We start from the raw sequence: 26,207 nt of genomic DNA on the forward strand, positions 1-26,207 counted from the left end.
TTTTCTCAAGATGGACGCAGGTTCCTTCCGAAATCGCCGCAAACTACCCTAAACCACCCAAACTCCCATCAAAATTAGTACCCTGGGCGCCAGCGCCTTGGCTACTCTCTGAGTTCGGACGAAGCGAAATCTGCAGCGCATCCAGATCGCTCGGGGAGAGTTCCGCCGCCGCGCGGTCAAGAATTGCCAGCAGATCATCCTGCCGCGGTTGACCGAAGGCGAGCCGGTACAGCGCGACCGTGCGGTTGAGCCAGCCAAGGCGCGTGCTCTCGCGGCTGAAGGGCAACGACAGCACATGGCGTTCGACCTTGTGATCGCCCTCCAAGAGCCAGAACGGAACCATGTCGCCACTTGCTTCGGTCCCTGCGCGCGCGGCTTCGAACATGCGCACCCAGGGGTCCGAACGGGCATCACCACTAGTCAATGTGCCGCGCTGCGCTTGAGCCAGGTTTAGTCGTACAGCATGGTTCTTGTAGCGATTTACACGCCCTTCGCGCTGCTCAATGTCCACTGGATTTCCGGGCAGATTCCAATGCACGACCCGATGACAGTAGAGATGGAAATCGAGCCCTTCCTGACCGATCGAGGTTGAAGCGAGAACGAAGGGGCGAAAGGGCGAGTTGAAGGCCTGCCGGACTTGATCGACGCGCTGCGTCCCATCCTCACTGCTGCCGCCCTTCACGAGGCGTGTCGCAAATCGGCCGCGCATTCGAAAATTGGTGCGCCGGCGTTCTTGCCGGTCGATCACGATGCGGTTGCCGCGCAGCTCGTAACGCCGCAGATCGATCTGCGCGGGTCGGAGCGAAAGTGCTTCGACCACCTTTTCGGCCAGTTTAGGAATGGCTTGTGCCGACGGGTACTCGGCCAAGCCCTCAGCCTCTCGCAGCACATGGAGATATTCGTCAAGAACTGCTGACAGGTCATGGCGGGCACAGTGGTCGAGCACAGCGCGCCAATAGGTCTCATCTCCTTCCGAGCGCAGCAGCGCCTGCGCATCCGGCATGTTGAAAAGACGACGAAATCCCATCGCGACCTTCGTTGCCGCCGAAAGGAGCAATGGATCATCGAGCGCCAGGTCGGGCGCATGCCGCGCAAGCGCGCGCAGGGCGCAAGTCGCGGGGCTGCCCAGAGCCAGGTCGGTCAGGTGATCGAGCAGCACGGTGCGCTCCTGCTGACCTAGAATCGACCCACGGCCTGCCGTACGCAATGCGCTCAGGTGCTCGCGCCAACCCGCCTCGTCCCCCTCCCTCTCCGCCGCACCCCAAGGGGCAAGCCAAGCGGCAAAGTCGGGTTTCGATAGATCCTCTCCAGTGGTCCCGGCCCAGTCCCACGTAACTTCGCGGTCCGCAGGAACGGACCGCGCGATGATCCCCTCGGCAAGTGGTTCCAAGCAGGTGCGGGCCTGTGCGCGTAGAGCGGCATAGTCGGCGAGCGGGCCGTCTTGCGACAGCGCGAGCGGATCGACTGCGCGCGCAAGATGGGGTGAGGGGACCATGAGCGGCAGGACTCGCAACCCGGCAAGACGCTCGTCCGTCACGGCAAAGCGCAGCGGGCGCGCGGTCGGAGGATCCGAATATGAATGCGCCTGTGCCGCTCCGCGCGGCTGCCCCAGACCCATGCGGCGTTCGGCTTCATAGGAAAGAAGGGCCGCGATAGCATCGGGCACCATCTGCCAATCAGAAAAGATCAGCAGCTTACTGCCGCGCCGGGTTGCGCCGAAACTGGGCAAGCTCGGTGGCATCCAGAGCCGCTGCCCGAGGCCATCGGCAAACGCCAACTCCATCAGCGCCCGCATACGAGCGTTGCCTGGATCGATCGGTTCATAGGCCTCGACCGCCTCGCGCGAAAGCTGGCAGCGAAGAGCAGCACGCAAGGCCTTTCGCTGTGCCGGCGTGGGTGCGTCCTTCGCCGCGTCGATACGCTTTGCGAGGTCGTAATCTCGCAGAAAGCTCAGCAGATAGGGCGCCGATTTCCAGAATCCCGTTACGTCGGCGGCGCCAAATGCCCGGGCGAGGTCATTCATCGCGCGAGCGTCATACAGGTCTTCGGATGTCACCCGAAGCTCAGGAGTAACCGCGCATACCATGCCATCGCGCGTCGCCGTCTCGCTCACGCGCTCGGTTCGGGCGATCACCTGACGCAGGTTGGCCTCGATCTGGCGTGCCGCGCCCCGCGCTTCGGCCTGCGCCAGAGGAAGCTGCCCAAGCGCTGCACGGTAGCGCCGCATCTCTGACTCCAGTTCGGCACGCACGCCGGGCGCCCTCTCCGGACCGTAGAGAAACTCCAGCACCGTCAGAAACTCGCGGTAGTGGTCGCCAGGTTCCAACTCTTCCTCGCCGCGATCCGCATCACCTTCAAGATTGAGCATCCGGTAGGGGGTCGCGGAGAGCAGCAGGGTCTTTGCTCGATTACCATCGTTGTCTTCAAAACCGAAAAGCCTGCGCGCGAGGTCCGCCGCTTCATCCGTACCTGTCAAAATCCCCTGAAAGCGCTGGAATTCATCAAGCACGATCAAGTCCGGCTTCAGCGCATGGGCGCTTTCCTGCGCAAGGAGTGTGCGCAGCCGCCCGACAAGTGCCTCGCGTTCGGAATTGAACGTGCTGTCGGTCGGCCCCGTTGCCTTTGAGGCCAGAATTTCGAGACGATCAAGCAACTCTGGTTCTCGAAGCACCGCCTCACGAAATCCCGCTTCGATGGTTTTCTCAATGTCCCGAGCATCGATCCGTGATCGCGTCGTAGCCCATCCCTGCACCCCCGCCCATCCCTGAAAAAGGGCGTTCGCCGCTTCGGCATCACGCAGAAGGGGGGACAGCATGCGCAAGATCAGCGCCCGTTCTTCCTTCCGCCCTCCGCTCTCCTTGAGGTCGAGCGATGTGCCCGGCGTTAGTGAGTAAAAATTCACGCCGCTTGGACGGATACCCCCCACGCGCGCCAGTTCCAGCGCCAGCATCGTCAGCCGCGTCGGCAGCACGTGCGCGCGGCCATCACCGAGGACATCGAGTTTCTTCACGTTCTGCCGCGCGATTGCGGCATTCGAGCAGATGTAGACGATGTCGATACGCGGAACCTTGCCTTGCAGCGCCTCGATCGTGCGCGCAATCACTCCGCGCGCGACCATGGTCTTGCCTAGCCCCACCTCATCGGCCACGAGAAACTGTGTCACTCGATCGGTATCGGTCAGTAGCCGGGCCGCAACATGGTCTACCGTGGCGCGCTGAAAGGCCTTTAGGGGACGCAGCGCGCTTTCGGCGTCAAAACGCTCAGGCGAAGATCCGATCATTGTCTTGACCCTTTTCTGCTTCGGCGCGCCGAGGCCTGGCGCAGGGTACGAAAGCTTTCCCACAGCGTCAGGAACTCAGGCGGGATCAACGGATCTCCAGCGGCATCACAAGCATCACCCAACCGGGCGATCAACCGCTCCACATCATCGAGCGCTTTCCCCTCCCCCGATAGCGCCTTGACCATCGCCTCAAGCAGCGGCACCTCCCCGAAGGCTCCGAAGCCAGGGCGTTTCGCACCATCCTTTGTGGCATTCAGAAATGCCTGCGCAGCGCCGCCGGGATCAGCAAGCAGGAGTTGCATATAACGAAGGAAGGCACCGCGATCCGCGATTCTCGCGCGAAGAATTGCCTTGTCCCGTCCTTCCGGGAGGTCCTCGAGCCTTGCCCCAAGAGAAAATTCAAGCGCGAGTCCCGTTTCCAGATCGCGCAGCCGTACGCCCAGCCAGCGGGTCACATCGCGCAGCGTGAGTGCGCCCAGCGGCTGCGCCTCAGGCCCGACCCGAATGAGTTTTGTGCCCTGCGCCGCCCCGGCCATCAGCGGCCAGAACATCATTTCGATCCCTTCGGGCACGACCAGAGCATGGGCGCTCGACAGCCGAAGTGCGATCCGCTCGTCACCATCGCTTGTGCAAGCAAGCGTCAACCCCGCCCGCACGATCTCAGCCCGCACCATATCGAGCCGCTTCTCGGCCGCATTCTGACCGGTCCTGTCGGTCGGCGAGATGCCCTGATAGTCCGAAAGGAACTTGCCCAGAGCCGCCTTGGCGTCAAGCTGCTCTTCCCTGCCGCCAAGCGCACGCGAGGACCCGGTGAGGGTCGCGAAAATCTCGACATTCGCCCCACTGAGCAGCGCGGCGTTGGTAGCATTGCCCGAACCCATGGTGATTTCGGTGCTCGAATACCGTTCAGTCACGAAGGCCTTGGCATGCAGCCCCCGACGCGGGGGCTGATCCGAAAGGCTTGCATCCTCGGCCTCGCACTCCTCGCCATCCTCTGTCTCAGCCATCTCATCAAGAACCAGTACCTTGCCGAACCGCGCCAGAACCGGCCCGGGGATGCGCGCAAGCTCCTCGGCCCGGCTAACCAGTTGTGCCGCTTCGGGCGCCACACCCTGCGTGAGATGCTCGAGCGCGTCGGCGCTGACAAAAGGCGAGATCACTGTCAGACCACGCCCGGCAAGCGGACGCCACGGCGTCGCGCCAAGGCCATTCACGTGAAAGGCAATCCGGCTCACCCCCTCGGGGCGTGTCCAGCGCACCTGCTCTAACGTCTCGATCATGCTGGTGATCAGATCCCGGCTGCGCTTCGGGGTTGCGCCGCGCGGAGTAAGACCCGGCAAGGCCGAAAGCAGCAGCACCAGCGCGCGATTATCGTCTGGCTCCGAGGAGATACGGCCGTCGAGCACGAGCGAAAGATCCCAGGACTGATCGGTTGTGAGGTTGCGTGACAGGATCGCAAGGCGCAGAACAACTGCTCCGGGATCGTCGAGCGCGTTGAAACGCAAAAGCCAGAGCTTGGGATGGAAGGCACCTCCTTTCGGGGCCAGCACCTCGGTGATCGTGTCCTCGAGTAGCGCAGTCAGGCAGTTGGGATTTTTCGGCACCGCCTTGATGCGCCCGGCTTCGCAGAAGATAGCCATCCGTCCCGCCAGCCTCTCAAGGCCTTCGAGCAGCGCAAGCGGCGTGTCAAGCAGTTGCGCCCGCGCCTCGGCGGCCTGAAAGGCGAGCGTCGCGGGGACGGTCAGAGCAGTCTCGAAATCGAGCGAATAGGTCGTTGCGACAGCAGCATCGAACGCGTAACCAGGCGGGGCACGCAGGATATCCGAATAGAGCCTTCGGTTGGCCGGATCGAGGGCGGTGCGCTCAGGCATCGGCTAGGTCCTTCAGATGCATGCGGGCCTCGCGCCAGCGGAACGTAAGCGGCTGTGTCCCCGAGGCGCCACCCCAGCGCGCCAATGCCGCGTCGTTGGAAAGTCGCGCCTTGGCGCCCTTGAGCCTGCGTTCGCGCGTCGCGATCAACTGTCGAGCGTCGGAAGAGCCGCCGCCCTCGGTTGCGCCTTGCTGCACCAGATTGCGCCAGTCTTCTACAAACTGCCGTGTCAGAACCGAAACGCGGTGGATCGTGCACCCGCTGAGCTCCCAAAGCACGTCGAGATCCCAATCTGCCAGCAATTGCGGATCGAGCCCTGCGCGCCAGGCTTCAAGACGATGGCGATAGTCATCCACGCGCGCCCCGCCATCCCCTGCAGTGGCGCCATGCAACGCTTGGGCGCGTTCGGCCAACAGCAGGTTATAAAGCAGGGCCGCCCCATGCATCAGCGCCGAAAACCGCTCAGCTTGTTTCACTATCGCACGATTCTGCGCCGAGAACCCTTCACGTCCCGGATGGCTCCAGATGGTCTCAGTTTGAGCCACATCATGGGCCTGTGCGAGCTCATCAAAAAGCGTTCCGGGCACAGAAAGACGCAGACGATCGCGCAAGAAATCGGCTTCCTCTCCGCGCAGCCGGAATGAGGTCTGCGTCAGAAACCCCTCCTGCGGCGCAGGCAGGTTTGCCGCCCAGAGCGGCGTGGGGTCACGCGCCTCGAGATAGGCACTGCGGCCACCGGGAAGACGGCGGATGCCGAGGGTAAAAAGCCCCGCCCAGTAGACGTCACTTGGCAGACGCTTGAGCCCTTCGCGCGCAACGCTGCCGATTACCCCATTGCTCTCGCCCCCTGTCTCGAGCGCCCGGATCAGATTGATCTCGAGTGCCCGGGCGCGCTCTGCAGGGGCGCGGCCCGAACGCTCCTGCGCCGCGATCCGGTATACCCATGGCACGAAGAGCATGTAGCGCAACCGGGTCTGGATGGTCGAAGTGCCCGGAAACAGCAGATCGGAAAGCGCATCGCGGACCGCACCAAGGCCAAGCTCGTCGCGCGTGTCCTTCTCGTCGAAAAGGTCGATGATCCGACGCGTGCGGTCACGGTCAGCTTGATCAAAGTCGATCCACGCCAGCCCAGCCATCAGACGTTCTCCTCCTGCAGATCAAGCACGGAAACCAGCCCTTCATTCATCCAGTTGATGACAAGACCTCGCGCTGGCTTGCGGAACGCCCGCTGCGCCAGATCCGCATAGGCCTGCAATTGTGGGGCATAGCCGGTGAACCGTGCCTCCGGATCTGGGCAGGCCCCGGATTTGTGATCGACGACAAGAAGCCCATCCGGCCCTTCGGCAAGAAGGTCAATGATGGCGTTGACGGCGGAACCATCAGCCGCGATTTCCTGGAGCGGCAATTCGAAATGCAACGCATCAAAACCCTGCGCGGCGAGCCAGTCTCTGACCACCCGGGCCTGAACCGCGATCTCGGCGATCGTGTCCGGGGCCAACCCGCTGAAAGCACCAAGCGGTTCCAACTTATCAGGCCGTTCAGATGCCACTCGAAAGCCAAGATGCAAGGCTGAGCCGCGTTCCGTCGCCAGATCGAAGGCATCAGGGATACGACGGATGGCTGCCCCCAGAACAATATTGCGCAGTATCGGACGCGGTGCATCAGACGATGCCACCAGCCCGGAGGGCGTACTGCGCCAAGGACGTGTGGGGGCTTCAGGGGTTCGGCGCGCCAGACCGAAGCGGGGCACCGGGATGGACTCGACTTCGGGCGCAGCGTCATCGACGGGGGCGGCAGCCACCACGACGCGGGCGGGAAAGCTTTCGCCGCAAATGGTCAGGCCGCTGCCGTCGGCCGCCGTGCTCAACCCGCTACGGGCGCGCAGCAGATCGACCATCCGTTCAGGCCGGGCTTTGTCCTTGGACGGCGCTGGCGGCAGCGCAAGGATCAACCGGTCCCGCGCCCGCGTCAGCGCTACGTAAAGTTCACGCGCAGCATCGCGCTCGTCCGCATCAATCAGCGCCTCTGAAAACGGCGACTGCTTTTCGGGCGCCGCAAAGTCCGGCAACCAACCGAGCCCGGCGCGATCGAGCACCGTATCGAGGTCCGCGAAGCCGTCGAACTCGGCGCGCAGCGTGTTGGGGCGCTCTACAAAACTGTAATCGAGTCCGGCAACGACGGTGATTGGCCATTCCCGCCCTTTGGCGGCATGCCAGGTGCAGACCTCGATACCTGGAGCGGACCAGCCAGTGGGGTCGGGGTGTCGATCAACATCACGCCCGGTTTGTGCGGCAATCCAGCCAAGAAAGACCTGCGCCGAGGTGCCGTGAAATCCCGCGGCTGCCTTCAGGTCCGCCGCGAGATCATCAAAAGCGAGCGCCTCGGCCTCGAGCCTCGCCAGATCTGCGAGCGCCTGAGCCGGTTCCACCAGCGTGGCGGCCCAGTCGCGTAGACCGGCTGTCGCAATAACCCGCGCGAGCAGTGCCGAAACGGTGAGCGACGTCTCAGAAGGCACGAGGCGCGCCAAAGACACGAGGTCTTCGTGCGTGCCCAGCGCACCATCGATTGCCAGTTGCAGTGCATCGTTCAGCGGGAAATGCGCTGGACCGAGCGTCAGGAAGCGCAACGCGGCATGGATATCGTCCGGATCGGCGACGAATGCCAACGCTGCGCGGGCAATTCTGGTGATTGGCGCCGCATGCCAGCCGTCGGATTGAATTCGTACTCTCAACCCTTCGGATCGCAAGGCCTGTGCCACGGCGGATGCCTTGGCGGCGGTATAGCACAGCACCGAGACATCTGAGGGCTGAGCGCGTCGCAAACTGCCAGTCTTACGGTCAATCACCTCGGCACCCTCCCGTAGCAGCGCCGCAATATGCGCGGCGATGCAGGAGGCGCTGACGTCTTTCCGCCCCCCAGGAAGAACCAGGGCCTCAATTGCGGTGGTACCGGTTTCGCTCCGATCCGGTTCGAGCGGATCATAGCCCTCGGGAAACAGCACCCGACCGAGCGTATTTACGAAGCGCATGATCCGCGGGTCGGATCGGTAGTTGCGATCGAGCGGCTTGACGGCCTCCGGCTGAGCGGTGTGCAGCGCTTCGGAAAGCCGTGGGTCCGCACCCTGGAAACCCATGATGGCCTGTTTCGTATCACCCACGATCAGGGCGCGCGGTGCGCCCCTGGCCAACCGCCAAAGGAGGGAGAACTGCACCGGGTTAGTATCCTGAAACTCGTCGATAACGACGCAGTCGATTTCTCCCAGCGCAGAGGCGAGGATATCTGGCCGGCTCGCCAGAAGCGCCTCGGCCTCGGTGATCATGTCGGTGAAATCGATCAGTCCGCCCGCGCGTTTTGCCCCGTCGTAGCCCGTCATGAGCGCCTGCGCGCCATGGATCAGCGCCTGCAGATGCGCCTTTGCATCAGCAAGCGGGCCGGGATGAACGAGAAGCCCTTCGGCAGCCGTCATTACCGCCTGCGCGAGATCGTCGTAGCCGACAGGTGTCGGGGCACCCCTCATCGTAACGCGGAGCTTTCTCAGTTTCTGCCAGAGCGCCCAGTCCCTCGAGAGCGCGTCGGTTTCCGCGGCCTGACGAAGGCGCGCATGATCCTCGCGAAAAGCCTTGGCTGCCGTCGGGTTCGTGGCATGACCGGCGATACCCTCGGGAAACCGGTCAAGTAGTGCTAGCGCCGCACGGCGCAGTGTCTCGTTGAGAGGCTCGTGGTCATCCACGCGCGCGCCATAAACGGCATCGAGCTCCGCAAGCGCACCAAGAATAATCTCGCGTTGCTGCCCTCGCGTACCGAGACCGCGCAAGAGATCAATAGTCCGCAGCACATCGGCGCGGAACTGATCCTCGGCACTGGCTTCGCTCTGGGGGTTCCAGCGGTAGCCGAACCGCGCCAGATCGACCATGACCTCCTGCAATTCGGCACAAGTCCCCATTTGCAGCCGGATCAACAGGTCGCGTTCAGCTTCGGTTAGCAGGCGACTGAACGGTGCGCGCGCCGCACCAAAAGCGTGCTCGGTGAGCAGCCGTTGCCCAAGGCTGTGGATCGTGCCGATATAGGCGCGCTCCAGTTCGAGTGCCTCCTCGATGCGATCGCGTGCGATCAACTCGGCACGGATCCGCGCCTTGAGCTCGGCGGCGGCCGCCTCGGTAAAGGTGACTGCAAGGATACGTCCCGGATGGACGTCCCCATCGACTACCCAGCCCGCAACGGTGCGCTGAATGCGGGTGGTCTTGCCGGCCCCGGCGCCGGCGGGGACGAGTGTGAGATCAGTCATCCTGCACCTCATCGGTCTGCTCTTCGGGCATCAGAAGCGCCCCCACAAGTTCGTCACCCTCGAGCGCATAGGCGGTGATGCCGCGTTCCTTTCCGAAGCGCTTTGCATCTCCCGCACGGTTGAGGGTCACGCATCCATTGCGAACCTCTGACACCACTGCTTGAAGATGTTTTAATGCCTCCCGCGCTGGATCGTCGGCGGGGCACTCGACCCGCGCGAGCCCCCTGCCCGCCCCATCAGCCAGCACCGCGCCGTCGAGCGTCGTATGATAGGCCGTGACGATGGTCGCACCCGATGCGGTGGCTTCGGCGAGCGCGGTATGGGCGTTCGATCTCTCCAGCATGACGCGGTAAAGCGCCACCTGCAGATCCCAGCCCAGCTCCATCCGACTGCGCCGCTTGGCTGCCGATGAACGTTTGTGATCGATGACCATATATCGCCCGTCAGGAAGCTGTAGCAGGCTGTCGGCGCGCCCAGCGATCATCAGCCCAGCATGATCTCCCGAAAGTGAAAGCTCATTGCCCAGAGTTACCGCGCCATTGTCGGACAGGAATCGCGCCCACGCCCGAACCATGCGCAAGGCCTCGCGCACGAGACTGGCGCGCTCGGCGGCCCAGATCGGTTCCGCAAGCCAACCGGCCTTTCGCGCTATCACCTCGCCGAGTGCCGCCTCTGTCATGCGCGAAAGTTCCGCCGCCTCGGGCACTTTTGCATCGGGAGGAAAGACCCGCTCTATCACCCCATGCAACAATGTTCCGAGCACCCGAACATCAAGCAATTCGGGCTTCCATGTGCGGTCGTTTGCGTCGACCTCTCCCAAGAGCCACGCCAGCGGCGAGATGATCAGGGTTTCAAGCTGCGTGGGCGACTGCGCCGGTGGGTCACCTCCTGCCTCGGCTTTCAGAGCGAGAAGGTCGCGATCGAGCTTGACGACCCCGTTTTCCGGCAAGACTGGTTGGCCCGCGGCGTGGTCAGGGAGCCGAGCGGTCAGACCCACTGGATATTGCTCTGCGGGAAGTCGTCGAGGATCGATCGCCAGCTCTGTCGGATCCTTGCATCCCAGCAGTCGTCCAATCAGTGCAAAGCCTGTGGTGGGTGGCAACTCAGTGCCGGCCATGTCCCTGGCGGGGGCGAGCAGCACGGCAGCCTCGGTCGCGGCGCAAAGCTGGCGGCGAAAAAGCTCGAGCCGTCGCGCGTTCACCCGGGCGCGACTACTCAACTGCAGCCCGGTGGCCGCGTGGATCAGCTCGATCTCGGTTTCGGTGAAGAACGGGTTCGCCGGTTGCGGCCTCGGCCAACCACGCCCGTTCATCCCGAGCACGACCAGCCGCCGCACGCTTCGCCACGGCAAGTCGGGTTCCGCAAAAACGCTGACGCCTTCGATTGTCCGCGCGGGTGCCGCGCCCTGCAACGGGCGCGGCGCAACCAAGGCTTGCAGCTTCTGCCAGCCCGGCTCCTCACCTGACTGGGCGCGCAGGAGCGCAATCCGAGCACCCAAGCGGCCCGGGACAGCAAGCAGCCTGTCGATTTCGCCAAGTCGCGCGAAAAGCGCGGCGACGCTTGTCACCGGGCGCAGGGCCTCCGCCAGCGCAGCAGCCGGTCCGTCAAGGCTGCGCCAGAGTCGCGAGTAGCCGCGCGCAATCACCTCCCGCGCGATTGCGCGCCCGGTAGCGGCCGACCAGGGCATCAATGGTGATAGGGCGACCGTGGCCAGCGCGGTTCGGGGTGCAGGGCCTTGCAGGACCGGCAGCAGGGCCGCGATCAGCTCCGACACCGAGTCGCGCTCTGCGGCCACCGCCGGTGCGCCTGAGAGCAGCAGACCGACCCTGTCAAAGGCCTCCGTCAGAGCCAGGCCATAGGCTGGATCATCGGGCAAGAGCAGCCCCGCCTCGGCAGCGGTATCGATTTCGCCAGCATCAAGCCAACGCTGGACCAGCGCAGCGGCAAATTCGGCCTCTTCCATCGGATCACGCAGACCGAATACTTGCAGGCTGGCATCTGCGACAACAGGCGCGGCGCGACCAGTCAGATTGCTTTGGACATGACCTAGTGCACCTTGGGCGATGCCCGAGAGCGGCGGATGCAGCGCCTGCCAACTACGCGTGATCGCGTCGGGAGCCGTTCCGTGGTGATGTCGGAGCACGCGCGCCAGCGCATCCTCCGATGAATTGGCATAGGGGCAATCGATCGAGGCAAGCAGAGGCAGCGGTTCGAGCGCGTCTGCTGCATCTGATCCAATCACGTTTCGACAGACCTGCAAGTCTTCAGGCAAGGATCCGCCTAGATCGGACCAAAGGTCGCGTAACGCGCTCAAGTGGCGTCGCGCGCGGCCCTCGGGCAGGCGTTCGGGCTGCAACTCGGAAGGCAAGAGGGTCTGGGTCGCACGGGCGACAGCATCAAGGGCGCGGGTCACCGCAAACACGGTCTCATCCCGTGCCACGGCGAGACTTTGTGACCAAGGCGCATCCCGTTGCTCATCGATCGGCGCCAAATCAAACACCTCGACCGGCACAAGATAGGTGTCGCGCAAGAGCCCCGTCGTCACGGGGCGCACAGCACCCGTGACGGGTGCGGCAGTTTGCAAAGGAGTGAGTCTCATGAAATCCACAAATCCATTGGCTATGGCAAAATGATGGCGGCTTAAGATGTCAAAATGTGACACCCTCTGAAATCAAGCCTGACCGCCAATCACCGGATAAAACGGGCGACCCCAGTTTTCGTGCGGGTTATCCATCATCAGGTCGATGAATATGGGCAACAGGAAGCCAAGGATTGCCGCCCCGTCGCGCACCTGGGAGCGATTGACACCGCTGTTCCAGGTCGCTCCGCCGTGAACCAGCTGGTTGCGCAGCACATACAGCCGGTCAAACACGGCGCTCAGGACGCGCGCGCTGTCGCCGGTTTGGAACGCCTGAGCAAAGGACCGAGACGAGGCCCTGAAGCGCCCCTGCCAGTCGTCGAACCCTTCGATCCCGTTGTGATGCTGCCAGAATGGATTGAAGACGTAGCGGTTCTCGAGGAGAAGCCGAACCGGGCCAGAAAACCGCTGCCAAACAGCCTTGTAGATACGCCGATCCGTGTCGAGCGCGCTCAGTTTCCCAAAGAACTCCAGAAAAGTGGCCCGTTCGCCCTGCGGTATTGCCTGAAACTCGCGTTCGTCGGCATAGGCAGCATTGAAGGCGATCCAAAGAAAGATGAAGCGGGAGTCGTCGTCCTCTCGGAAGTCCTCGGCTCTGCCGATCCAGCTGATGGCGCGATGCACGCGCAACCCCATCGTCTCGGGAAAGCCCTCACGGAGGGCACGTTGTTTGGTCTTCAGCGCATCGAAATTCAAAGTATCGGTCATTCAAAATATCCCTTCGAAATCAGCTAGGGCATCGCCGAGAAATCCGCTCGTCGGTAACCCTTGACCATATCGCGCAGCGCTTGCGGAGCGATCACTTCAACTTTTCCCCCCCACTGGTACAGGTGCCAAGCCATCTCTAGCCAGCCTGCCGCGTGAAAGCGCACGATCAGACTGCCGTCCTTCTGCGGTTCCAGCTTCTGATGCGGATGAAAGCGAAATCCTGCAGCGCGTTCTGCTGCCTCGGGCGCAAACCTCCAGACAACCTCGCCGAACTGCGCGGGGTCCTGCCAGACGCCAAAGGCCTGCGCAGCGTAGTCTGCTATGGAAAAGCCTCTCTGGAAGGCGAAGCTTTCGTGCAAAACATCCGCCTCATGGATCAGATCGATACGGAAATTACGCACATCTTCCGACTTCGCCGGGTCGCGGGCGGCGAGATAGGTGCGATGCCCAAGCAGCACCCCGTGTGGCTCAAGAATTCTCGGAGAGGCGTCTTGATTGTAGCGCACTCGCAACCGAAATGGACCGCGAAGCGCCTCGATGATTGCGTCGAGGATGTCCGGTGACAGGCTGACCTTCGGCCCAGGCCGCGTGACTTGGCCCATCGCCATCAAGACAGCTTCGGCATCGGCTTCGACCCTGGCGCGTGCCGGAACCCGCGCCAGCATCCCGTCACGCAGATCATGGAGCGCACGGGCATGGCGCAGTCTTCCCTCGGCTTCGGCCGTGCGGGCGGCGATTTCGAGCGCCTCCACGCATGTCTCATGTCGTAACTGCAACCGCGAGAGACCAGAATCCACCAGTCGCCAGCGCCGCTTGCGGTCTTCGCCGTCCTCACTCTCGACATTACCGAAGGTCGCCTCCAGTGCTTCCGTCATGCGCTGTGCGGTACGGTGCGAGACGCTGAACTCGGCGCAGATCTCTTCAAGGCTGATGCCCCCACGCCGGGCCACCGCCAGTTGCGCGAGCCTGATCAGATCCTGTGCTTTGGAAAACGACATCCTCGCCTCACAAGCCTGTCAGAGTTTGACACCCAGGAAGGCTAGGAATATTCGTGCGTCCTGTCGAGGCGATTCCCAATAGATTTTCATGACGAACGTATAGGCCCGGCAGGCGCACCGAAATCCGGGAAAGAAGAGCGCTGTGCGGTCTCACCGCCAAGAGTAATCAGCCCGCCACCTGATCTGGTCGGGCTATGGAGAAGGACGCGGTCACATGAGCGAGATCGATGCCATCAAGAGCATCACCCGGAAGGTGATGACGCGAGATTTCGATCTCGTGCCGACCGCTTCTGGCCAAGGCAACCGGGTCCACCTCGAAGTCTGGAGCAACAAGCTGACGCAGTTGCCGGTCGGTCTTGAATTGGGCCACTCCACGCTCGTCAATTTCTGGCTTCTCCGCTCTGATCTTCCGCACAATCTTCCCTCGGGCGTGACGCGGGCCGACAAGGAGCCGACCAGAGATGGCTGGACCGACGCGGAGAACGATGGTGCCAATCATAATCTGAAGCACTACCGCCAGTTTGCGGGACGACCGATCACGCGCCTCGGGGTCAGAACGGTCGCAGATGCTCATCAAATCTTGAACGCAATCACCGGTAGCGATCCGGCTGGCTTCTCTGCCGACGAGCGGCGGGCCGGCGCGGTCGGCGCCGCGTACATTCTGAAGATCAACGGAGAAGACCATGCTCCGGGTGGACTCTGCCGGCCAAAATCCGCCGAAGACTGGGAAGGTCGAACCCTGCAGATGCCATGGAGGGGCGAACGCGCCTCTTCAAAAAGCAACAAAGATCCCGGCGACAGGGTCGCGGTCGGAGATCGGCTCTACATCTGGACGCACGAGGATAGGAACTACGGGCACGGCCTTGGTCTCACGGCTACGGCGCTCGCGGACGAGGTAGAAGCGAAGGAGGACGAACTTGCGATACGGCTGCGTGAGGTTATTCTCCTGCCCCGCCCATTCGGCTTCCAGATCCTCGGCCCAAGGGTGCAAGACACGGTCATTTTGCAATGCATGAAAGCCGACCGCGGCCTGCGGGCATGGCAGATGGACGCTACGGAGAAGAACTGCATCGACGGGCTTATTCAGGAGTTCGGTTCAGAAGCCGCTGCAAGGAAGGCGGCGGCGGAGGCAAAATATCTCTCGCCGCTCGAGCGGGCCTATAACGAGGAGCTCGAGGATATCCTGCAGGCAGAGAACGAGCGCAAGATGGCGGTGGTAAAAGCCCGCCCTGGGCAGCAGAAATTCCGCGAAGAGGCAATGAAACGTCATGGCGGGCGCTGCGTGTTCACTGGGGTCGGCGTCGCTGCGGCGCTCGAAGCCGCACATGTCATACCGCACACCGGCAATCCCGCCTTCGAGGTGGCAGAAAACTGTCTGTTGCTGCGTCGTGACATCCACGCCCTTTTCGATGCCAATTTGATCGCAATCGACCCTCGCACGAGCAAGCTCGTCGTCAGTTCTGCGCTGGACAGCTCGCGCTATGCGAAATCCCTGAAAGATCGCAAGGTTGACCACAAGCTCTCTCGGGAAGCCCTGCGTCATCAATTCCGCCGGTTCATGGTTGCCAACGACCAAGATGGAGACGGGCATGTGGGTGACTGATGTGCGTAGACCTCAGCCTTGAGACTGTTCAACAGATGTCGCATCGCGTGGATCCAGTGTTCACATCCGTAACCCATGAGCACCGGATCCAAGGGTTGCGACAAAGCCGCTGGTACTGGCTTTTGCCGCGAGAACGGACTGCTGACGGCTTGCCAAGAGCCGCTCCAGTTGATGCCGCCGCCCCCTCACCCAAGTTCCATGGCGGTGTCGGAACGTGCCTGACGGTATAGCGTTCAAGACGCGCAGGACATCCCAGGTGGCGCGTCCTACGCCCTGAGGCTTTTTTTGCATGGTGCGACGAAGAAGGGTTTCTCCCACGATCACACCTCCTCATCCCGGGCTCCGGGTCGTTTTCCATGGCTCGGGATCCTTATCACCCGTGCTTCCCTGCGCAAGTCGGCCCCGGTTTTCCCATCGCGCTCGAGTTCCCAGGTTTTCGCCCCTTTCCCAGCCTCCGAGGCAACTCGGAGCTTTAGCCTGCCGACAAGCCGATCCTTGCGGTACCCGAACGCCTGCCCCAGCTTCCGCGCGGTCCATATATCCTCGCAGCTCGTAAGGGCATCCAAGGCGTCCCTGAGTCCGCGCCCGGCCTCGGATTTGAACGCCCCCCGGGAAGGCAACTCCTTCATCACGTCTGCGGCAGTGAAGCGCCTGCTGCCGAAGATCGTCCAAAGGGCCTCCAGAACATCACGCCAGACCTCTGCTTCCGGGTCCTCGATCACCGCTTCGCGCAGACGCATCACGGGGTCACTGTAGTCCCCAGGCGCCAGCTTCTCGTTGACCCAGCGTACCGTCGATCGCACGATGCGGTCCCAGTCTTCGAATGAAGCGAGTGGCCGAGCCTTCTCCAGCATGTCTTCCTTCTCGATCGCGGCGCGGATCAACGACAGCGCAGCAGCGACCATCTCCTGGCGGTGTTCCTTTACCAAGTGCAGCGGGTTCAGTGCGAAGGACCGCTCCAGCGGTGCCTCCAAGCCCGTGTCGATCCGACAGGGGATCACGCGGCGCGCCATATCACCTTTCACCTGAAAGTTGTTGCCGGTGAAGATGTGCATCATGCGGTTAGGCAGGGTCACGCTCTCGCTAGCACCAAGAACGCGGTCGCTGAACACCGGTGATGTGAGCGATGCCGCCAAGGTCGCGCTGTTGAAAACGCCCGTGACGTTGTCCCAGATGAGCACCGGCACACCGCTCCTCAAGAAAGTCAGCAGGCGCTTACGGGTCTCTTCTTCAGCGTCCCGGCCTGACAGCGGAGGCGTGACTGTTGGCTCCTCCGCTCCCGCCAAAACGGCAATACACTGAGCCAAGAGAGTCTTTCCGCTACCCTGAACCGGGGCGTCAAAAGCAAACGCCGGGGCCGAAGGCAGGACGCGTCGTACTACAGCGGTTAGCAGTGCGGCGAGAAGTGCCCCCCAGTCCTGCGGAGATGCCAGCCGAAATTCTCGGAAGGGTTTCATCATAAGGCTTAGTGCATCACGCAACTCGGCCTTGGTGGGGTTTCGAAGAATCGGCGCGAGCCGTTCTTTCTCCGGTAAGTGTAGGTAGAGGCCCGTCGCCGCATCGTAGCCCGGCTGCTCAATGATCGAGCCGTCAAGCCTTACGGTCGGTGCAGTGATGATGCCCGCAAGTAATCTCAGCTTGCGGACACGCCCAAGAGACAAGATGCGGCTCGTTGCCTGGCTCGGAGGTTCAGTCGGTATAAGGGCACCCTTTCTACCCGGCTTCATGTAGCGGATCGAACCGGAGATCATCTGCTCATAAAAGAAGTTGTTCACGGCATACACGCGGCCACTATCGACATAAGCCAGGACGTCGCCGAAGTCGTAGAACTGCTCGTGTGTGCGAAGGACCTCCAGCGTCTCTTCAACTGCTTTGTCGAGTGAGCCATAGACATACGTGATGACGCTCTCCTGATCGGCCAGGCGAAACGTGCGGCCTCCACGGGCGAAGCTATGCAGTGTCTTCGGCCACTTGCTCAGGTATAGCCGGCCGACGACGCGCCCATAGTCGTAGTTCGGTTCGATGGGGTCGAGTGTATCACAGCCATCAAACCTATCCGGATCATTGATCACCTCCTCTACGGTCACCGTCACTGGACCGTCCGCGCCGATCACCTCGAGCACCCACGATTTCGGCAGGATCGCACTGTCCAGCGCCGTCTGGGCCGCCCGTCTCGCATCGTTGACGGCAGCGTCATCTGCATCGTCACCCGCGATCTCGCGTGCACGCGCCTCGATCCAGTCGGCCCGAATCTTCTGAGCGGCGCCCCTCCGATCGGCCTTAGCGCTTTGTTTGATCCGAGAGGCTTTGGCCTGCTCCTCCACATCCAGATCAGCAATCATGCTTCGGGTATCTGCAGTCTTCAGCGTCCCCCCAATCAGGCGCGGCTTGCCGCGCAGTTGCTCAAGCGGTGGCTCGCAGAGCGCTCCCGCGGCAAAGTCGAGCCTGCTCGGCTGCCAAACGGAGCCATCAACGATCGTCCGCTCCAGGAGACTTCCGCAAGAACTGACCTTTATGTAGCCCTGTCCCGCCAGCCAGAGACGATCCGACAGGACCTGACCAGCGCGAGGTATATCGGTGGCATCATCGACAATAACATAGATGCGCAGTCCGCCTGCCTCCATAAGCCAAAGGTCAGTGTCGCGGTTCTTGATCCAAGAGGACGCCGACGGCCAGGCAAGCATCTCCACATCACCGAGAGCGGGTGCAACGGCACGCAATGCCTCGATGACCTTGTCCACCGTTAACGGAGCCGTACCCGCCTCCGGGTCGTAGTCGATCATGAGGATGCCGCGCCCTTGCGGCCAGAAGAAGTGATCTTTCGTCCTCGGGATGGGGTCGCTCGGACGGTTCATTTTCTGCCAAGAGCGGTTGGTCGTAATGCCGACATCGTCCTGCCCCGTGATACCGTAGGTCAACGCCTGCGCAGGCTGCAGAGTTTCGAGCACACTGGCAAATTCTGTCAGGTCCCTCACTCGTCGAACCACAGCACGCCCCTGAAGGAGTGTGCCACCAGGTTCCTTTCTTAGCTTATCGCCGACGAGCCTGAAGCTCTTCGTCAGCACGCTTGGGTTCTCTGAGGAGATGACCGTAAACGCGGCGAAATGCTTGTCCTTGTGTTTCGCATCGATGAACATCACGCCGCCCCCCGCTTCGATGGCTCCAAGGCAGCCCGCGCGATCTGATCGTTCACCCAACGAAGTACGTGGAGCCGGGATTGATAGACGTACCCACCAGCGATCTTGGTAAAACCGGGTGGTCCCTCTCCCCTTTGGCGCATCATAGCGAGGGCGTTCGGCGTTTTGCCCAGAAGCGCCGCGCACTCCGCGTTGCTGATCGGCTGGGTGAAATAACCAGGGCGTCGTTCCGCAAACTTGCGGAGCACCTCCTCGAACTTCGCGCCGTCGAGTTTCAGTTCGGGTGGCAGTGCGGACACAATCGCCCGCAGGTCGTCATCATGCTGCATCGCAGTCTCCAGCGCCCCACGCATTGCGGTGGTCGCTGAAGGCTGCGTGGGGCTATGACGCAGGCCGCGACCAAGGTGTGTTTGTCATGTGATAAATCCAGTCAATCGCGCCTATAGCCTTGAGGCCTGCGCGCCCTCGGTCTCCACGCGTCTTTGCGGCAAAGCCACCCGCGCCTTTTCCCGTCTATCGGCTCGCAAGGAGCCACCGGGCCTGACGGGGACATACAGTCGACCCGCCTTCATAACATACCATAGGTGGTGGAGGCCTCGTCAACGAAGATCGACGAAATGTTTCGAGAGAGCCTTCCAAGCCCGTTCGACGCCTTTCAAGTGGCTGGAGATTTAGAGCCAGGAGTGCCTATTTTGAACGTGCTACCACGGTGCTACCACGTCCCTCAGGGGTTCGAACAGAACCCCTTATTTTCTTTATTTTAATGCCAAATTACCGCTGAAAGATGATCATGATGGGCGACGACCGCGCCATCTCCAGCGTCTGGGTGAACGGCAAGAAGCTGCGTTAACCCGCCAGACGGCGCGCCAAACGGTTCTGCGTCTCGATCACGCGCGGCAGGTCGAGGGTGGTGATCTGCCCGTCGCGCACCACCTGCCGCCCCTCGACAAACAGGTGTCGCACGCGCGGCGGCCCGGCCAGCAAAAGCGCCGCAACCGGATCCCAGGCCCCGGCAGCTTCCAGCCCAGACACATCCCAGATCGCGACATCGGCGCGCTTGCCGACCTCAAGACTGCCGCAATCGGGCCGCCCCAGCACCTGCGCCCCGCCAAGGGTCGCAATCTCCAGCGCCTCGCGCGCGCTCATCGCATCGGCGCCGTTCTGCACGCGCTGCAACAGCATCGCCTGCCGCGCCTCGGCAATCAGGTTCCCTGCGTCGTTCGAGGCCGCCCCGTCCACCCCAAGCGCCACCTTCACGCCCACATCCCGCATCGCGCGCACCGGCGCGATCCCCGACCCAAGTCGACAGTTCGAGCAGGGGCAATGCGCGACGCCCGTGCGGCTGCGCGCAAACAGGTCGATCTCGGCGCCATCCAGCTTGACGCAATGCGCGTGCCAGACATCGTCCCCGGTCCAGCCCAGATCCTCGGCATATTGCCCCGGCCGACAGCCGAACTGCGCCAGCGAATAGGCGATATCCTCGTCATTCTCGGCCAGATGGGTGTGCAACATCACGCCCTTGTCGCGCGCCAGATCGGCCGCATCCTTCATCAAGCCGCGCGATACGGAAAAGGGCGAGCATGGCGCCACCCCCACCCGACACATCGAGCCCTCTGAGGCATCATGGAAGCCGTCGATCACTCGGATGCAGTCGTTCAGAATATCGGCCTCGCGCTCGACCAGACTGTCGGGCGGCAATCCCCCCGCGCTCTCGCCAATGCTCATCGCGCCGCGCGTGGGGTGAAAGCGTAGCCCGATCTCGCCCGCCGCATGGATCGTATCCTCCAGCCGCGCGCCGTTCGGGTAAAGATAGAGGTGGTCCGAACTCAGCGAGCAGCCGCTCAGCGCCAGTTCCGCCAGACCGATCAGGGCCGAGACCCGGATCTCCTCGGGCCCCATCTTCGCCCAGATCGGGTAAAGCGTCTTGAGCCAGCCAAAGAGCAGCGCATCCTGCCCGCCCGGCACCGCCCGCGTCAGCGTCTGGTAAAGATGGTGATGGGTATTCACCAACCCCGGCGTCACGACGCAGCCACGCGCCAGCACCACCTCACCCGTGCTCACCAGCCCCACGCCCACTGCCGCGATCACGCCGTCGCGGATCAGCACATCCGCCCCGGCCAACTCCCGTCGCGCGCCATCCATGGTCACCACGACCTCGGCACCCCGGATCAGAACCTCGCGCATCACAGCCCTTCTCCTTGTCGAAATACCTCGGGGGTGAGGCCGCAAGGCCGAGGGGGCAGCGCCCCCTGCCCCGCTCAGCCGTTCAACACCGCCATGGCCGCAGCGTGCAACTCGGCATTCGCGGCCGCCAGCACCTGACCGCCCGCCCAAGCAGGCCCGCCCTGCCAATTGGTGACGATCCCACCGGCGGCCTCGATCACCGCGATCGGCGCCTGCACATCGTAGGGTTGCAAACCGGCTTCGACCACCAAATCGATCTGACCTGCGGCAATCAGCGCATAGGCATAACAATCGGTGCCATAGCGTGTCAGCCGAACCTGCCGCGAAAGCTGCGCAAAGGCCGCGCCCTCCTCGGGCGTGCCAACCTCGGGAAAGGTCGAGAACAGCGTCGCCTGCGAAAGCGCGCGCGTCGCCCGCGCCTTCAACGCGCGCTCGCCCATCGGGCCAATGCTTTGCGCCAGCCCCAGACCGCCGATGAACCGCTCGCCGATATAGGGCTGGTCAATCACCCCCAGCAGCGGAGCCTTGGGCGCACCCTCGCCCTCTTCGGCAAGCCCAATCAGCACCCCCCAGGTCGGCGTTCCCGACATATAGCCGCGCGTCCCGTCGATCGGATCGAGCACCCAGGTCAGCCCCGAACGCCCCCGCTCGATCCCGAATTCCTCGCCATAGATGCCGTCCTGCGGACGCCGCCGCACGAGGATCTCGCGCATCGCCGCCTCGGCGGCACGGTCGGCCACGGTCACCGGATCGAAGCGCGCGACCTCCTTGTTTTCGGCATCCAGACCGCCATCGGCGCGGAAGTGGCGCAGCGTCTCAATCCGCGCAACATCCGCCAATTCCTGCGCAATTTCGATCACTTCGGCCTTTTCAGCCGCGCTCAGGACCTGGCTCATCGCATCCTCCGGGTTCGGAAATGAATAAAGGGAGCGGTAACCGCCCCCTTCATACGGGTCAAGCACCCGTCGATACTCGTAATGTTCAGGCCGCGTCCGAAAGCACCTTGGCCAGCTCGAACAGCCGACGCCGCTGCGCCTCGGGGATCGCGTAATAGGACCGCACGAGCGCCAGCGCCTCCTTGTCGGCGAGAATGTCGCCCGAGACTTCGCGCGCCGGAGCGGAGTCGCCCGCCAGACCTTCGAAGAAGAAAGAAATCGGGACGTCGACCGCATCGGCGATATCCCAAAGACGCGAGGCCGAAACCCGGTTCATGCCGGTTTCATATTTCTGGATCTGCTGAAACTTGATGCCGACCTTGTCGGCCAATTGTTGCTGCGTCATGCCGATCATCCAGCGACGATGACGGATGCGCTTCCCCACGTGGACATCTACGGGATGTTTCATAAAAATCGTCCTCAAACCACCAACTGCGGTCAAGCTAACACGCGCATGACGGGAATTTTTGTTCGAAATGCACCAACCTATCCAAAAAGACAGGTCGCGCGGCGACCGACCCGCGCGCAAATCGGCAAAAAGCGGAAAAACTCCCCTCCGCGACCAGAGCGAGACTGTCCAAAAGGACACTCGCGCCCTGCGTGTGTCGCATTCTGCACCAAATTTCGCGAATCAGATACACCTTCCGGGCGAAAAATTAGCGTTATGGTTGATTTGAGCTTTCCGCTCTCCATCGGGCTGGTCCGTGGCCGGACGAGCCGCTAATGTCGCCGCCGAACGGACCACCGACCCTACAGGAGCCCCGATGCGCGCCTATCAGCTTACCACCATTGGGAGCACTCCCGCCCTCGTCGATCTGCCGCTGCCCGCGCCCGGACCCGGCGAGGTGCAGGTGCGCATTGCCGCCTGCGGGCTGAACTTCGCCGATCTGCTGATGACCGAGGGCAAGTATCAAGACACGCCCGAGGCGCCCTTTGTCATGGGCATGGAACTCGCGGGCACGGTCGTCGCTGCCGGGCCGGGCACCTCGACCCCGGTCGGCACGCGGGTTGCGGTCTTTTCGGGTCAGGGCGGGCTGGCCGAGGCGGGCAACTTCGCCGAGGCGCGCTGCACCCCCCTTCCCGACGCGATGGGCTTTGACGAGGCGGCGGCCTTCCAGATCGCCTATGGCACCTCGCATGTGGCGCTTGGACCGCGCGGCCGACTGGCTGCGGGTGAAACGCTGGTGGTTCTGGGTGCCGCTGGCGGCGTTGGGCTGACGGCGGTCGAGATCGGCAAGCGGATGGGTGCGCGCGTGATCGCCTGCGCGCGCGGCGCCGACAAGCTGGAGGTTGCGCGCAAGGCGGGCGCCGATGTGCTGATCGACAGCGAGACGCCCGACCTCAAGGCCGCGCTGAAGGCCGCAGGCGGGGCGGATGTGGTCTATGACGCGATTGGTGGCGAGGCCGGTGAGGCCGCGTTTGGCGCGCTCAAGCCCTGCGGGCGCTATCTGGTGATCGGCTTTGCCGGCGGCAGCCAACCGAAGCTGCGGCTCAACCATGCGTTGGTCAAGAACCTCGAAATCCACGGGCTTTACTGGGGCGGCTATCTCAAGACCGACCCCGCCGTGCTGACTGACTCGATGCGCACGCTTTTTGGCTGGTTTGCCGAGGGCGGATTGCGCCCCCATATCTCGGCCCGGATGCCGCTGGAGCGCACCGCCGAGGCGCTGGAGATGTTGCGCTCGCGGCGTTCGACCGGCAAGGTCGTGGTCACGATGGAGTGAGACCGATTTTCGGGGTGCAAGTTCTTGAAAGCCAAGCGCGGCGCCCCAATATTCGAACGGAAAGCGGCGCCAGGGCGCTGCAAAGGGACATGCACGGAGGTATGAATGGCTGAGTTCCAAACCATGCGCGCTGGCGCCGGAACGCGCGCTCAACTGATCGACGAGGGTCTGCGCGCCCATATGAACAAGGTCTATGGCCTGATGTCGGTGGGTATGCTGATCACCGGCGCGGTGGCCTGGATACTGGCCAGCATGGCGATGACGACCGATCCCTCGGCCGCCGCGATGCAGATTGGCGCGTCGAAATACCTGACCTCGTTCGGGGTCACGCTTTACACCACGCCGCTCAAATGGGTGCTGATGTTCGCGCCGCTGATCGTGGTCTTCGCCTTCTCGGCGACGCTGCACAAGATGCAGACCTCGACGGCGCAACTGGTGTTCTGGGGCTATGCCGCGCTGATGGGCGCGTCGCTGTCGTCGATCTTCGTCGTCTTCACCGGCATGTCGATTGCGCAGACCTTCCTCGTGACCGCCATCGCCTTCGCGAGCCTGTCGCTTTACGGCTACACGACCAAGCGTAACCTGTCGGCCTTCGGCTCGTTCCTGATGATGGGTCTGGTGGGCCTGATCGTTGCCTCGATCGTGAACATCTTCCTCGCCTCGTCGGCGCTGCAATTCGCGATCTCGGTGATTGGTGTGCTGCTGTTCTCGGGCCTCACCGCCTATGACACGCAGAACATCAAGAACACCTATCTCCAGATGGCGGAGTCGAACAGCGACTTCCTGGGCAAGGCCGCGATCTTGGGTGCGCTGCAGCTCTATCTCGACTTCATCAACCTGTTCATGTTCCTGCTCCAGTTCCTCGGCAATCGCGAGTAACCAGACAGAGCGACCTGACAAGGAAAAGCCCCGCGCATCGCGCGGGGCTTTTTCGTTGCGCCCCGCTTGCGGGGCGCCCGGGGGCGCGGGGGGCCGGGGCATCGCCCCGGCCCCCCGCGCCTCACTCCCCGGCCATAAGGCAGGCCACATCGAGCATCCGGTTCGAGAAGCCCCATTCATTGTCATACCAGCCGAAGACGCGCAGCATCCCGCCCTCGGTCACGCGGGTCTCGGGGCAGGCCATGATCACGCTTTCGCGGCGCGCGCGCAGATCGGTGGAGACCAGCGCCTGATCGGTGGCACCGATCACCCCATCGCCAGCAGCCTCGGCGCGGAAGATTACGTTGACCTGCTCCGCCGTCACCGGCACGCGGGTCATCACCGCCAGATCCACCGCCGAGACGCTCGCGGTCGGCACCCGCACCGCCTGGGCGATGATACGCCCAGCGAGTTGGGGAAGCACACCATCCAGCAACCGCCCCGCCGAGGTCGTCGTGGGTACCATCGACAGTGCCGCCGCGCGCGAGCGCGCGAAATCCGCGGCAGGCGCATCGACCGTCGGCTGCGAGCCGGTATAACAGTGGATCGTCGTCATCGACCCGGTCACCACCCCCCAGCGGTCATCGAGCAGCCGGATCAGCGGCGCCAGCGCATTCGTTGTGCAGCTTGCGTTCGACACGATGCGCTGCGCATCAAGCCCTTCATCGTTGGCGCCAAGCACTACGGTGAACTCAGCCGCCTGCGACGGCCCCGAGATCAGCACGCGTCCCGCCCCGGCAGCCAACCCCTGCCCGGCCACTCCCGCCCGATCCGCGCGCCCGGTGCATTCCAACACCAGATCCACGCCCGAGAGATCGAGCTGCCCCAGATCGTCAACCCGGTGCAGCGCGATGCGCTGCCCGTCGATCACCAGCGCACCCGGCGCTTGCGCGACCGAGCCGCGCCAAGGCCCGAATACACTGTCGTATTCGAACAGGTAGGCGCACATCTCGGGCGCGGCGATATCGTTGATGCCCACGACCTCCAGCCCCGGCCAGCGCACGCCGCCGCGCGCACGCTCCAGCATCAGCGCGCGCAGAACCGAGCGCCCGATCCGACCGAACCCGTTGATGAATATGCGCATGACCGACTCCCGCAGCGCCTCCCTGTCTCTTGTTTAGGACGCCGCGCGCGGGGCCGAAAGCCCACGATTGACATGGATACAATCGCGGTAGCCATGTCAGCCCCAATACTCAAGCTCGGGAAGTTGTCTGGCGGCCCCTGAAGGATTCGAACCCTCGGCCGTCCGCTTAGAAGGCGGATGCTCTATCCAGCTGAGCTAAGGGGCCGCTGGCATCCCTTTTGCGGCATTGGACGCGCGCGTGCAAGCCCCGCACGACCTCAGACGGCAAGTGTCATGAAGACCGAATTCGGGTCGGGGCCGTAACCCTCGAAGGGGCCGCATTCGACAAATCCGGCGGTCAGGTAGAGCGCCCGCGCGGCCTCGAACGAGGGCTGCGCACCGGTCTCGAGGCTGAGGCGCGAATAACCCGCAGCCTGCGCCTCGGTGATCAGATGCGCCAGCATCATGCGCGCCAGCCCGCGTCCGCGCAACTCCATCAGCACATGCATGGATTTGATCTCGGCATGGCTCGGATCGATGCGCTTGAAGGCCCCCATTCCCACGGCGCGCCCCTCTTCGCGCATCACGAAGAAGGTGATGCCGGGGGCAGCCAGCGCATCGGGGGGTAGCATGTGGATCGACTCGGGCGGGGTGTCGGCATGCATGGCCGCGTGGTGGCGCGCATGCAGCAGGGCCAGATCCTCCTGCACGGGATGTTCGAGAGTGATCGTGATCATGGTCTGCTCCTTGCGGCCGTGCCGGTCTGTCCGGCAGCAGTATTACCCGCGCCCAAGGCACTTGGACAGGGCCGCGCAAAGATGTGACCGGGCGGAGAAAATGGCAACGGCGCCCCGGCGAAAACCG

At 63.2% G+C, this 26,207-nt stretch carries 17 protein-coding genes and 1 tRNA gene; 3 read left to right on the forward strand and 15 right to left on the reverse strand.

What is annotated here, in order from left to right; translation table 11 throughout:
* Nucleotides 1-43: 43 nt before the first annotated feature.
* The 7 genes from N3C64_RS02320 to N3C64_RS02350 are packed head-to-tail and all read right to left on the reverse strand — an operon-like array spanning nt 44 to nt 13,779.
* Nucleotides 44-3,280, reverse strand: coding sequence for a helicase-related protein (locus N3C64_RS02320; protein WP_260011423.1), 3,237 nt, complete (start codon nt 3,278-3,280; stop codon nt 44-46).
* A complete protein-coding gene (locus N3C64_RS02325) occupies nt 3,277-5,151 on the reverse strand; it encodes a phospholipase D family protein (RefSeq protein WP_260011424.1) in 1,875 nt (624 codons plus the stop codon). Before N3C64_RS02325 ends, N3C64_RS02320 begins: the two co-directional genes overlap by 4 nt.
* On the reverse strand, nt 5,144-6,286 hold the full coding sequence (locus N3C64_RS02330; RefSeq protein WP_260011425.1) for a DUF6361 family protein: 1,143 nt from the start codon (nt 6,284-6,286) through the stop codon (nt 5,144-5,146). Before N3C64_RS02330 ends, N3C64_RS02325 begins: the two co-directional genes overlap by 8 nt.
* Complete coding sequence (locus tag N3C64_RS02335) at nt 6,286-9,435, reverse strand: UvrD-helicase domain-containing protein (RefSeq protein WP_260011426.1); 3,150 nt, start codon at nt 9,433-9,435, stop codon at nt 6,286-6,288. The genes N3C64_RS02330 and N3C64_RS02335 overlap by 1 nt, the downstream gene beginning before the upstream one ends.
* Nucleotides 9,428-12,097, reverse strand: coding sequence for a PD-(D/E)XK nuclease family protein (locus tag N3C64_RS02340; RefSeq protein ID WP_260011432.1), 2,670 nt, complete (start codon nt 12,095-12,097; stop codon nt 9,428-9,430). The genes N3C64_RS02335 and N3C64_RS02340 overlap by 8 nt, the downstream gene beginning before the upstream one ends.
* 9 nt (nt 12,098-12,106) lie before the next feature.
* Entirely contained in the window at nt 12,107-12,781 is a 675-nt protein-coding gene (locus N3C64_RS02345; RefSeq protein WP_260011433.1) for a HEPN domain-containing protein, read from the reverse strand.
* A 23-nt stretch (nt 12,782-12,804) separates the two neighbouring features.
* The gene (locus tag N3C64_RS02350; RefSeq protein WP_260011434.1) at nt 12,805-13,779 is read right to left on the reverse strand and encodes a helix-turn-helix transcriptional regulator; all 975 of its coding nucleotides are present in this window, start codon (nt 13,777-13,779) and stop codon (nt 12,805-12,807) included.
* Nucleotides 13,780-13,993: 214 nt separating this feature from the next.
* Here N3C64_RS02350 and N3C64_RS02355 point away from each other — a divergent pair, with 214 nt between their 5' ends.
* Nucleotides 13,994-15,382 (forward strand): HNH endonuclease, encoded by a 1,389-nt coding sequence (locus tag N3C64_RS02355; RefSeq protein WP_260011435.1) that lies wholly within the window; start codon nt 13,994-13,996, stop codon nt 15,380-15,382.
* A 320-nt stretch (nt 15,383-15,702) separates the two neighbouring features.
* Here N3C64_RS02355 and N3C64_RS02360 read toward each other — a convergent pair whose 3' ends face one another.
* From N3C64_RS02360 to N3C64_RS02380, 5 genes are all read right to left on the reverse strand, one after another.
* A complete protein-coding gene (locus N3C64_RS02360; protein WP_260011436.1) occupies nt 15,703-18,519 on the reverse strand; it encodes a hypothetical protein in 2,817 nt (938 codons plus the stop codon).
* Nucleotides 18,519-18,848 (reverse strand): hypothetical protein, encoded by a 330-nt coding sequence (locus tag N3C64_RS02365; RefSeq protein WP_260011437.1) that lies wholly within the window; start codon nt 18,846-18,848, stop codon nt 18,519-18,521. Before N3C64_RS02365 ends, N3C64_RS02360 begins: the two co-directional genes overlap by 1 nt.
* Before the next feature lie 517 nt (nt 18,849-19,365).
* Complete coding sequence (locus N3C64_RS02370) at nt 19,366-20,703, reverse strand: 8-oxoguanine deaminase (protein WP_260011439.1); 1,338 nt, start codon at nt 20,701-20,703, stop codon at nt 19,366-19,368.
* A 74-nt stretch (nt 20,704-20,777) separates the two neighbouring features.
* Complete coding sequence (gene hisN / locus N3C64_RS02375) at nt 20,778-21,599, reverse strand: histidinol-phosphatase (RefSeq protein ID WP_260011449.1); 822 nt, start codon at nt 21,597-21,599, stop codon at nt 20,778-20,780.
* A gap of 85 nt (nt 21,600-21,684) precedes the next feature.
* Nucleotides 21,685-22,047: a helix-turn-helix domain-containing protein gene (locus tag N3C64_RS02380; protein ID WP_218629369.1), complete on the reverse strand. Its 363-nt coding sequence runs from the start codon at nt 22,045-22,047 to the stop codon at nt 21,685-21,687.
* A gap of 355 nt (nt 22,048-22,402) precedes the next feature.
* On the opposite strand from N3C64_RS02380, the gene N3C64_RS02385 reads away from it, so the two are divergent.
* On the forward strand, nt 22,403-23,362 hold the full coding sequence (locus N3C64_RS02385; protein WP_260011451.1) for an NADPH:quinone oxidoreductase family protein: 960 nt from the start codon (nt 22,403-22,405) through the stop codon (nt 23,360-23,362).
* A 105-nt stretch (nt 23,363-23,467) separates the two neighbouring features.
* Complete coding sequence (locus tag N3C64_RS02390; protein ID WP_260011452.1) at nt 23,468-24,241, forward strand: Bax inhibitor-1/YccA family protein; 774 nt, start codon at nt 23,468-23,470, stop codon at nt 24,239-24,241.
* Nucleotides 24,242-24,362: 121 nt separating this feature from the next.
* Here the strand turns inward: N3C64_RS02390 and N3C64_RS02395 are convergent, their stop codons facing one another.
* The 3 genes from N3C64_RS02395 to N3C64_RS02405 form a co-directional block, all read right to left on the reverse strand.
* The gene (locus tag N3C64_RS02395) at nt 24,363-25,364 is read right to left on the reverse strand and encodes a type I glyceraldehyde-3-phosphate dehydrogenase (RefSeq protein WP_260011454.1); all 1,002 of its coding nucleotides are present in this window, start codon (nt 25,362-25,364) and stop codon (nt 24,363-24,365) included.
* Between the two features lie 128 nt (nt 25,365-25,492).
* Nucleotides 25,493-25,569: transfer RNA gene (locus N3C64_RS02400), tRNA-Arg, on the reverse strand.
* 52 nt (nt 25,570-25,621) lie between these two features.
* Complete coding sequence (locus N3C64_RS02405) at nt 25,622-26,080, reverse strand: GNAT family N-acetyltransferase (protein WP_260011456.1); 459 nt, start codon at nt 26,078-26,080, stop codon at nt 25,622-25,624.
* Between the last annotated feature and the right edge of the window lie 127 nt (nt 26,081-26,207).

The sequence above is a fragment of the Sedimentimonas flavescens genome, from assembly GCF_025154035.1.
GTDB classification, from domain to species: Bacteria; Pseudomonadota; Alphaproteobacteria; order Rhodobacterales; family Rhodobacteraceae; genus Rhodobacter; species Rhodobacter flavescens.